Source organism: Mesorhizobium sp. M1E.F.Ca.ET.063.01.1.1 (genome assembly GCF_003998155.1).
In the GTDB taxonomy this organism is placed as follows: domain Bacteria; phylum Pseudomonadota; class Alphaproteobacteria; order Rhizobiales; family Rhizobiaceae; genus Mesorhizobium.
The window spans coordinates 1-10,294 of sequence record NZ_RZSC01000150.1 but is presented as its reverse complement, the minus strand read 5'-3'; the positions used below and the strand labels follow the sequence as shown (position 1 = coordinate 10,294).

Sequence of the window (10,294 nt, the reverse complement as noted above, 5' to 3'; positions counted from 1 at the left end):
TCGAGATACCCTGCACGTAGGCCTCCTGGATGACGGCGGTCAGCGCCTTCTCGGCCATGCGGCGCGGTTCGAGGAAACCGGGGAAGTAGGAGCCCTTCCTGAGCTTGGGGATGCGCAGCTCGACGGTGCCGGCGCGCGTCTCCCAGTCGCGCTCGCGATAGCCGTTGCGCCGGGCCGTGCGCAACGGGTTCTTCTCGCCATAGGCGGCGCCGGTAGCAGCGCCTACCTCCAGTTCCATCAGCCGCTCGGCGGCGAAGCCGATCATCTCGCGCAAGATATCGGCATCGGGGGTCTTCTCCACGAGCGTGCGCAGGTTCATCATGTCGTCGGTCATCGGTGCTTCCTTCGAATCAGGTTGGTGTCAGCAACCCGACCCTACCGGGGAACATCGATGACCGCTGCTACGCCGCTCGCTCGCTTCAGCGCTGTTGAGGGCGCGCTCGCGAGCGGCTTCGCTACCGCCGAGCTACACCACGTCCCGGGACGCGACCCGGCCGGCCGTAGAAGGTGCTCTTTCCGCCGCACTTGTCCCGCGGATCTGTCAAACCCCACAAACATTGCAAATCCCTCTAACAGTTGATTGGGATGTTTCACGAGTTGACGGATTTTAGCGCAAACCGTTCTTGGCAGGCGCTATCTTTTGGAGGCTAGCTCGGTGGTATGTGCCGTCTCGACATGAGCTGCCCCATCAAGGCGTGGCAAAGGGAGGATAACTTATGGCAATGTCTCGACGTGACCTGATTAAAGCGGGCTTGGCAGCGGGAACCGCGTTGTCGCTACCCTCCGTGGTTCGGGCAGACACTGAGCCCGCTAACTCACGGACGGTCCGCATGGTGAAATCCGGATTTATCAACATTTTCGACCCAATCGTTACGACGTCCAATTCAACAACTGATCATGCGATGGCCGTTTACGACACGCTTTTCGCTATCGATTCCAAACTTATGCCGAAGCCCCAAATGATCAGCAAATGGGGCGTATCGGACGATAAGCGGACCTATACGTTTGAGCTAAGGGACGGTCTTGGCTTTCATGACGGCACCCCCGTGACAGCGGCGGACTGCGTGGCCTCCATACGGCGCTGGGCGTCGGTGGATGAGGGTGGTAAAATAATCATGGCACGAGCCAAGGATATCTCCAAAAGAGACGAGAGGACATTTACCATCGTGCTGAATGAGCCGATGGGCGTCCTCATCGACACCTTAGCATCATCCGATTATTTCCCTGCGATTATGCGGGAGAAGGACGCGAACCGCTCGGCAAGCGACCAGGTGACTGCGAACATTGGTTCGGGCCCGTTCAAATTCAATCAGGATCTTGCCAAGCCTGGCGCGAGCTTCGCGTGGGATCGCAATGATAAATACGTACCGCGCATGGAGCCACCGGATGGGTTTGCAGGCGGTAAGGTTGTAAACGTTGATCGTGTCATTTGGAACAATATTGCCGATCAACAGACTGCTGTGGCAGCACTTCAGCAAGGAGAAATCGATTACTTCGACACGCCGCCCGCCGATCTGATTCCGGTGATCGAGAGTGATCCTAATCTTGTGCTGCAGGTCCTCAACAAAGGAGGCTGGGACAATTGGCTGCGCATGAACTGTCTGCAGAAGCCCTTCGACAACGTGAAGGCGCGACAAGCCCTGCTTCACCTGATCGATCAGGAGGCGATCATGCGTGCACAGTATGGCGACCCAAAATACTTCGCAACCATATCGTCGATATTTGGAAACGATACGCCCTACTCCAATGACGAAAATACTGGGTGGTTCAAAAAGGGCGGCGATCCAGAAAAAGCGAAGCAGCTTTTCAAAGAGGCCGGATACGCCGGCGAAAAAGTCGTTATTCTCGATCCGACGGACGCGCGTGAGACAGACAATGCCTCGCAATTTTTGGCGGCCGAGCTCCGCAAGATCGGGGTCAATGCCGAACTCGCGCCGAGTGACTGGGGCGGAGTCGTCGCCCGCCGGAAAAACAAGGGCCCGGTTGAGGAAGGAGGCTGGAGTATCTTCATCACCAGCGACAGCGACGCTGGTCACCGCAATCCAAACGCGTCACCGATGTTTACGGCGAACGGGGAAAACGCTTGGTACGGCTGGCCGAAGAATGATGAATATGAGGCGCTCCGGGCTAAATGGGTGGATGTTGAATCGCTCGAGGAGCGGAGAGCCGTGGCTCGAAATATGCAACAACTATATTGGGACTTTGTGGGCGCGGTTTTCTTGGGTGTCTATAAGACACCAATCGCTCGCCGTAAGGAGCTTACCGGGCTGATAGAAATGCCGGATTTTGTTCCGATGTGGAACATGCAGAAGGCCTGAAGCACGCCACATCGTGCAAGCAGCAGTCTCGACTATCGCCGTTATGGCAATGGTCGAGATTTGTTTCTCACTCGCCTCCGCTGCTATGTTGCCGCCAGTGAGCCGGAGACTCAATTAGCGGGATTGTCGTAGGCGGCGCCATCAAATCGATGGTCAGAACAAGTGTTGGAGAATCTGGTTCCGCTTTGTTTTGCTACGGAGAATTTCGCGCCTGGGCAGGTGGCAGGCGCGGTTCTTACCTGCCGTGCCCAGAGCGCATCACATGTTCCCTAGAATGACCGCTGGCGACAGGCATTTGGCCGAGATCACAGACGGTACAAAGCAACATTCGCCACGCCACGAGGAGATATATGCGTAATTTCCAGGGTCCTGGGCGATCCGCGGTGCGTTCCACGCAAGGGATGGCCGCCACATCACATCCTCTGTCTACGCTTGCCGCCATAGACATTCTTCGGGCTGGCGGTAACGCGGTGGACGCAGCGATCTGTGCCTCCGCTGTTCAAACGGTGGTTGAGCCCCAATCGACGGGAATTGGCGGCGACTGCTTCGTCCTTTACTGCCCCGCGGGGACGGACGTGCCCATCGCACTGAATGGGTCCGGTCGTTCGCCCGCTAAAGCGACGATTGACTGGTATCGCGACAGAGGCATGGCGGCCATGCCCATCTACGGACCTCATTCCGTAACAGTGCCGGGCGCGATCGATGCTTGGTGCCGCCTGCAACAAGATTACGGAAAGCTCGGATTGGCGGAGGTGCTTGCTCCCGCCATTTACTATGCCGAGAACGGGTATGTGGTACATGACCGGGTATCCTTCGATTGGGCAGCCTCGGTTAGCCTTCTGGCGGCCGACCCACATTCGGCAGAAATCTTCTTACCTGGCGGCCAGGCTCCGCTGGCCGGCGATACGCACCGCCAGCCTGCCTTGGCCCGCACATTGCAGAAGATTGCGAGCGAGGGGCGCGACGGCTTCTATGTCGGCTCAGTCGCCGAAGCCATAGTGCGCCGCCTGAAGGAGCTCGGTGGGCTGCACACGTTAGAAGATTTCTCCGCGGCAGCGGGTGACTACGTCACACCCATCTCGGCAGACTACGGTGGCTTCCGTGTTCATCAGGTGCCGCCGAACAATCAGGGTGTGACAGCGCTCCTGATGCTCAATATTCTTTCAGGTTACTGTCTTACCAATCTCGAGCCGCACGGAGCAGACAGGCTCCATTTGGAGATTGAGGCCGGCCGTCTCGCGTTTCGAGACCGTGACTTTCGACTGGGGGATGCCGAGAGCAGTTGGGAGGGCTCAACTAGGATGCTGTCTTCTCGGCGCGCCAATTGCTTGCGTGAGGGAATAAACATCGGTCGTGCCATGACCAATCTGCCCGATCCAGAACTCGCAACGAGCGACACAGTTTGTATTGCGGTGGTCGACAAGGACCGCAATGCAATTAGTTTGATCAATTCGCTTTCCGGTCTTTTCGGCAGCGGCATCTCCTGTCTGGAGACCGGCGTCGTTCTTCACAACCGCGCCGCTAGCTTCCGGCTGGATTCTTCGCACCCCAACGCCCTCGCGCCCCGCAAGCGCCCGCTCCACACCCTTATGCCGGGCATGATAACGCGGGCCGGACGCGCGGTGATGCCCTATGGTGTGATGGGCGGGGACTACCAGCCGTTTGGGCATGCCCACTTTCTGAGCAACGTGATTGCCTATGGCATGGATCTGCAGGAAGCAATTGATGATGCGCGCGTGTTCCACAGAGACGGATGCGTAGTGGTTGAGCACGGCGTGAGCCTGGATGCAATTCATCAACTGCGAGATAAAGGGCACACCGTGGTAATTGCAGACAAACCGCTGGGCGGCGCGCAGGCCATCTGGATAGACCACGAACGAGACACACTGACCGGAGCCTCTGACCCTCGAAAGGATGGCATAGCGGCTGGTTATTGAGCCGGCCGTGTCATCGATAATGTTCGGAGGCCTGCCTCGAGCGGGGGTACGGTTTGCAGGTGCAGGGACATATCTGCGATGGGTGTCGCCAGGGCGGATTTCCTGTGAGAGGGAGCAAGCAACGCGCCAGGTCGAGCCGGGTGCAAATATCGCCTGTCACCTCTGTAGCCGGTCACCTGGCGCGGCGGCACACCAAAGGGACATTTCAAATTGCGCGGTGATATGGGGCAGCCATTTCAGAGATCGACGCCTTTTGGCGCGGACTCTGCCTTACGATGGTAGTAGTGATCTAGACACCCCACCGTTAGCTCGCGAGGAAAACGTTGGTGCTGCCGTGACAAACCAAAAAGGCGCGAACCAACTGCGCGATGGACTCCAAAGGGGAATTGACATGGCTCTTTCTCGCCGCACTCTCTTCAAGGCGGGTATCGCTGCGGGAGCGGTTCTATCTGCTCCATCCATCCTCCGAGCGCAAACGCAGCCGGGCCTCGACCGCACGGTTCGCATGGTGAAGTCTAGCGACTTGCGGGTGTTTGATCCGATCTGGACCGCGACAAACATCACTGCCGACCATGGCGCGGCGATTTACGACACGCTGTTTTCAGTCGACTCGAATTTTATTCCACAACCGCAAATGGTGGGTAGGTGGGGACTTTCCGACGACAAGAAGACATACACTTTGGAGCTGCGGGACGGCCTGGGTTGGCATGACGGCACCCCCGTCACTGCCTCGGATTGCGTCGCTTCAATCCGCCGCTGGGGCCAAGTGGCTCCCGGCGGGCAACTCCTCATGGAGCGAGCCAGCGACATCTCGAAAAAGGACGAAAGGACTTTCACGATTTCGCTCAAGGAGCCGCTTGGATTGCTCATCGATCTCTTGGCAGACCTCACTCCGCCATGCCTATTTATAATGCGCGAGAAGGATGCCAGCCATCCCGCTAGTGAGCAAGTGACGACCAAGATCGGATCGGGGCCCTTCAAATTCAATGAAGCCCTCGCAAAGCCTGGCGCGAGTATCACATACGATCGTAACGAAGGATACGTGCCGCGTAGAGAGCCGTCGGACGGATTGGCTGGCGGGAAAATCGTCAAGGTGGATCGTGTCGTTTGGGATGTGATTGCCGATCAGCAGACAGCTATGGCAGCCTTGCAAGCCGGTGAGATTGACTATTTCGAGGCGCCCCCTGCCGATCTCTACTCATTGATCGAGAACGATCCCAATCTTGCTCTTCAAGTTTTGGATCAGGCGGGCTGGGACGCGCTCGTGCGCATGAACTTGCTGCAGCCGCCATTTGACAATGTAAAGGCGCGCCAAGCGGTGCTTCATCTGATCGATCAGGAGGCGTTCATGCGCGCTATGTACCCCGATCCAAAGTACGTCGACGTCGTCACTTCGATATTCGGCAAAAATACGTTAGTGTCAAACAGCGAGAACACCGGATGGTATAAGAAGGGCGGCGACCCAGAAAAGGCGAAAGAGCTTTTTAAGCAAGCTGGATATGTCGGCCAGAAGGTCGTCATTCTCGATCCGACGGACTGGCATGAGGGAGACAATGCGTCTCAGCTTCTGGCGGCGGCGTTGCAGAAAATTGGAGTAAACGCGGAGTTGGCACCCATGGACTGGGGTGGCGTCACGACGCGCCGCGCTAACAAAGGGCCAGTTGAGAACGGCGGCTGGAGCATGTTCATCTCGTCTGAAATGGATTTCTCCCTCGGCAATCCGCTGACGGACCCGCTCCTGACGGCCAACGGCGATAAGGCTTGGTATGGCTGGCCTAACTACGACGACTATGAAGTGCTTCGGCGTAAATGGGCCGACGTCGAAACCCTCGAAGATCGCAAGGCGCTTGCCAGAAAAATGCAAGCCCTCTGGTGGGACTTCGTCGGCGATGTGAGGTTGGGAAAATACATTTCCCCGATCGCGCGTCGCAAGACCCTCACAGGTCTCATCGGTGTGCCTGCGATCGTGCCGATGTGGAACATGCAGAAAGCTTTAGCCTAAATGGCGGCATATATCGTTCGCAGAATGGTTTCGGCCGTCGCCGTCATGGCGATGGTCGGCGTCTTCGTGTTCCTGCTCCTCAGGCTGGCGCCGGGCGATCCGGCAGCGATTATCGCCGGAAAGTCGGCTACCGCGGAAATGGTTGCCGGCATACGCGAGAAGCTTGGGCTCAATGATCCGATGCCTGTGCAATTCATCCGGTGGGTGCGAGACATGCTCGCCGGCGATTTCGGAACCTCCATCTTTGCCGGGCGACCGGTTCTTGAACTCATCGGTCAGCGATTAGAACCAACTCTTTCTCTTTCGATGCTGACGATGGTCCTTTCCGTGACAGTCGGCCTTGCTTTCGGAATCGTTGCCGCATGGCGAGCCCGCGGCATCGTCGACCGCATGCTTTCAGCCTTCGCGGCACTCGGCTTTTCGGTCCCGGTATTCGTCATCGGTTTTTTCTTCATATACTGGTTCGCGATTAGCCTCCATTGGGTCCCGGTACAGGGGTACCGGCCAATCAGCCAAGGCATCGGACCATGGTTTGAACACCTGATCTTGCCGACGCTCGCTTTGAGCCTTGGTTATATCGCTTTCATCGCTCGGATCACCCGCGCAAGCATTCTGGAAGTCCTGTCGGAAGACTATATGCGGACGGCTGCCGCCAAAGGCGCCTCATCATATGCCATGCTTTTCCACCATGCCTTGAAGAATGCTGGCGTCCCTATCCTGACCGTCGTAGGTTTATGTTTCGCCTATCTAATCTCCGGCGTCGTCATCACGGAAACTGTGTTCAACGTCCCCGGTGTCGGTCGCCTGACCGTTGATGCGATCAACAACCGCGATTACCCCATAATCCAGGGCGTGCTAATCCTTGCTTCGGGTATGTATGTCCTTATCAATCTAGCCGTCGATCTTGCTTATACCCTGATCGACCCTCGCATCCGGTATTGATATGACGCTCGTCTCTCCAGCAACTGAAACTGTGCCGCACGGCCGCTTGCAGCTGTCGAACCTTCCCCGCGTAGCAAAGCGGCATCCGCTGGTCATGATTGGCGGCGGCCTTCTGGCGCTGTTGATCGTCCTCGCTCTTGCTGCACCGCTTTATGCCGGTGATCCACTGAATATGGACCCGTTCAAACGCCTTCAGCCGCCCTCTGCCGAAATGTGGTTCGGGAGCGACAATTTGGGCCGCGACGTGTTTGCGCGAACGATTTTCGGCGCCCGGATCTCGCTCATGGTGGGATTGATTTCGGCCGCGTGCGCGGCTGTAGGCGGGCTCTTTATCGGCATCGTCGCCGGCTATGTCCGGAGCTTCGACAGCGTCATCATGCGGGTGATGGATGGCTTGATGTCAATCCCAACGATCTTGCTGGCCATCGCTTTGATTTCGTTGACCGGCCCCGGTGTCGGTATCCTCATCCTCGCAATCGCCATCCCGGAGCTTCCGGGGGTCGCCCGGTTGGTCCGTTCAGTAGTTTTGAGCGTGCGCGAACGCCCTTACGTCGAGGCTGCGATTTGCGGCGGTGCCCGACTGCCGAAGGTGCTATGGCGACATATCCTGCCGAGCACCATTCCGGCGCTCATGGTCCAAGGTGCTAATGTGTGTGCCAGTGCGATCCTGACCGAGGCGGCTCTGAGCTTTTTGGGCGTGGGTGTGCCGCCGGAGATCCCCAGCTGGGGCAATATGATTGCCAGTTCGCGCCTGTATCTCGCCATCGCCCCATTGACGATCTTCGCTCCGGGCATCGGCCTTGCCGCCACCGTCCTGGCCGTCAACCTCCTAGGAGACGGGCTCCGTGACTCGTTCGATCCCCGCTCTAAGCGGAGGCGTTGACATGCAAATGCATCACACTGTGCGTAATGACGTCCTTCTCGATGTGCAAGATCTCGAAACTCACTTCTATGGCGATGAAAGTGTCACCCGCGCGCTAGGTGGCATCAGCTTCCAGATCAACACTGGTGAGACGCTCGGCATTGTCGGTGAGTCGGGATGCGGCAAAAGCGTGACCGCGCTTTCGATCCTTCGCCTGCTCCCGAAGTTTACTGCGAAGACCGTCGGGGGCGAGGTGCGGTTTCGCGGACGTGACCTCTTTAAACTCTCTGAACGCGAAATGCGAGGAATCCGCGGCAACCGGATCGCCATGATCTTCCAGGAACCGATGACGAGCCTCAATCCGGTTTACACGGTCGGTCACCAGATCGCTGAAGCAGTGCAGATCCACACCAAAGCTTCTCGAGCTGAGGCGACCGCAAAAGCACAAGAGTTGCTCCGACTCGTGCGCATTGCGGACCCCGAGCGTCGGGTCAACAACTATCCCCACGAAATGTCAGGCGGCATGCGCCAGCGCGCAATGATCGCCATGGCGCTCGCATGCTCACCGGAATTGTTGATCGCGGATGAGCCGACGACGGCGCTCGACGTCACGATCCAGGCGCAAATTCTGCAGCTGATCGTTGATTTGAAACAGCGGACTGGAACGGCGGTGATGTTCATCACGCATGATTTAGGCGTAGTCGCAGAGACATGCCAGCGCGTGATCGTCATGTATGCCGGCCGGATCGTGGAGCAAGCGAGCGTAATCGATCTGTTTGCGCAGCCCTCGCATCCCTACACTCAGGGCCTGATGCGCTCGGTACCCGATCGGCGCCGCGGTCGACAGCAACGTCTTCCGGAGATTCCGGGCATCGTTCCAAGTCTGCGTGAGCCGATCGTGGGTTGCAGCTTTGCTCCGCGGTGCCCGTTTGCGCTAGATGTTTGCCGAGAAAAGACGCCGATATTGCGCGATGTCGTGCCTGGCCATGCCGCAGCTTGCTGGCGCGCTGAAGAGGTCAGGGGCGCATGAACACTCCGCTGCTGAAAGTCGAGAACCTGACCAAGCACTTCCCGCTTAGCGCAGGAATCCTGAATAAACACATCCCGGTCGTGCGGGCAGTGGAAGATGTGTCCTTCTCGGTATCGGCCGGAGAGACGCTCTGCATCGTCGGTGAATCCGGCTGCGGCAAGTCCACGGTAGCACGTCTCCTCATGCGGCTTTCCGAACCGACCAGTGGACGCGTGCTCATAGACGGCACCGACATCGCAGGTCTCAAGAAGGGCACGCTTCGCGCTTGGCGTCGGCGGATGCAGATGGTCTTCCAGGACCCCTATTCTTCGTTGAATCCCCGCCTCACCGCCGAAAAGATAATAACTGAACCGGTCGAGAACTTTGAGCGCCTCAGCCGCAAACAGCGCAAGGCCGTCGCCGAGGAGCTTCTGCACAAGGTCGGCATGTCGCCACAGATGTTGGACAGGCTTCCATCGGAGCTGTCTGGTGGCCAGCGGCAGCGGCTCGGTATTGCACGAGCTCTGGCACTACAGCCCTCCCTCATTATCGCCGACGAGGCGGTCTCGGCTCTCGACGTCTCCGTACAAGCCCAAATCCTGAATTTGCTTCTGGATCTCCAGCAACAAATGGGCATTGCGTTGATCTTCATCTCGCATGACCTTGGCGTTGTCGAGCATATTGGGCACCGCGTCGCTGTTATGTATCTGGGCCGCATCGTGGAACTCGCCGCGTGTGATGCGCTCTTCGCCAAACCGGTTCACCCCTATACTGAGGCGTTGATAGCAGCGGCGCCAATCCCAGACCCAACGCGGGTACGGCTGGAGCCTCCAGTCGAGGGGGAGGTGCCGAGCCCCATCAATCCGCCGAGTGGATGTGCATTTCATCCGCGCTGCCCCCTCGCAGTGGAGCGCTGCCACGTTGATGTTCCCCCCCTTGTACCTATGGCAGATGGGCGCGTCGTCGCCTGTCATGTGCGTGCTCCGGCTGTCGGCGTTTTGGAGGGGTCGAACGTACTTGCTCCCGATCAACTTGCTCCCGTTACAGAAGCATAGAAGCCGATCTCCCATTGACAACAACTGTCGCGGGCCCTCTCGGCGTGGTAAAAATGGCGGACGATATGGAAAAAAGCTTACACAAGAATGGATCACGTCCAACCGACAACAAGGGTGATTTTGACGAGTTTTGTTCAATTGAGACAAATGTCGCTGATGGATTCAAAAT

8 protein-coding genes are annotated in these 10,294 nt (G+C 57.9%); 7 read left to right on the top strand and 1 reads right to left on the bottom strand.

Features of this window, described 5'->3' with window-relative positions:
- Positions 1-334 (bottom strand): transposase (locus EOA29_RS13590; RefSeq protein WP_189478890.1); only part of this gene is annotated, 334 nt, incomplete at its 3' end.
- A gap of 382 nt (positions 335-716) precedes the next feature.
- On the opposite strand from EOA29_RS13590, the gene EOA29_RS13580 reads away from it, so the two are divergent.
- The 7 genes from EOA29_RS13580 (at position 717) to EOA29_RS13550 (ending at position 10,125) form a co-directional block, all read left to right on the top strand.
- Positions 717-2,318 carry an ABC transporter substrate-binding protein gene (locus EOA29_RS13580; RefSeq protein ID WP_127221012.1) on the top strand — a complete coding sequence of 534 codons (1,602 nt, stop codon included), beginning with the start codon at positions 717-719 and terminating at the stop codon, positions 2,316-2,318.
- A 350-nt stretch (positions 2,319-2,668) separates the two neighbouring features.
- Positions 2,669-4,255 carry a gamma-glutamyltransferase family protein gene (locus EOA29_RS13575; protein WP_127221011.1) on the top strand — a complete coding sequence of 529 codons (1,587 nt, stop codon included), beginning with the start codon at positions 2,669-2,671 and terminating at the stop codon, positions 4,253-4,255.
- 391 nt (positions 4,256-4,646) lie between these two features.
- Positions 4,647-6,257 (top strand): ABC transporter substrate-binding protein, encoded by a 1,611-nt coding sequence (locus EOA29_RS13570; protein ID WP_127221014.1) that lies wholly within the window; start codon positions 4,647-4,649, stop codon positions 6,255-6,257.
- Entirely contained in the window at positions 6,258-7,199 is a 942-nt protein-coding gene (locus tag EOA29_RS13565; RefSeq protein ID WP_127221010.1) for an ABC transporter permease, read from the top strand. It abuts the gene before it with no gap.
- A 1-nt stretch (position 7,200) separates the two neighbouring features.
- Positions 7,201-8,082 (top strand): ABC transporter permease, encoded by an 882-nt coding sequence (locus tag EOA29_RS13560; RefSeq protein ID WP_127221009.1) that lies wholly within the window; start codon positions 7,201-7,203, stop codon positions 8,080-8,082.
- Between the two features lies 1 nt (position 8,083).
- Complete coding sequence (locus EOA29_RS13555) at positions 8,084-9,091, top strand: ABC transporter ATP-binding protein (RefSeq protein WP_127221008.1); 1,008 nt, start codon at positions 8,084-8,086, stop codon at positions 9,089-9,091.
- Positions 9,088-10,125: an oligopeptide/dipeptide ABC transporter ATP-binding protein gene (locus tag EOA29_RS13550; protein ID WP_127221007.1), complete on the top strand. Its 1,038-nt coding sequence runs from the start codon at positions 9,088-9,090 to the stop codon at positions 10,123-10,125. The genes EOA29_RS13555 and EOA29_RS13550 overlap by 4 nt, the downstream gene beginning before the upstream one ends.
- Positions 10,126-10,294 lie beyond the last annotated feature (169 nt).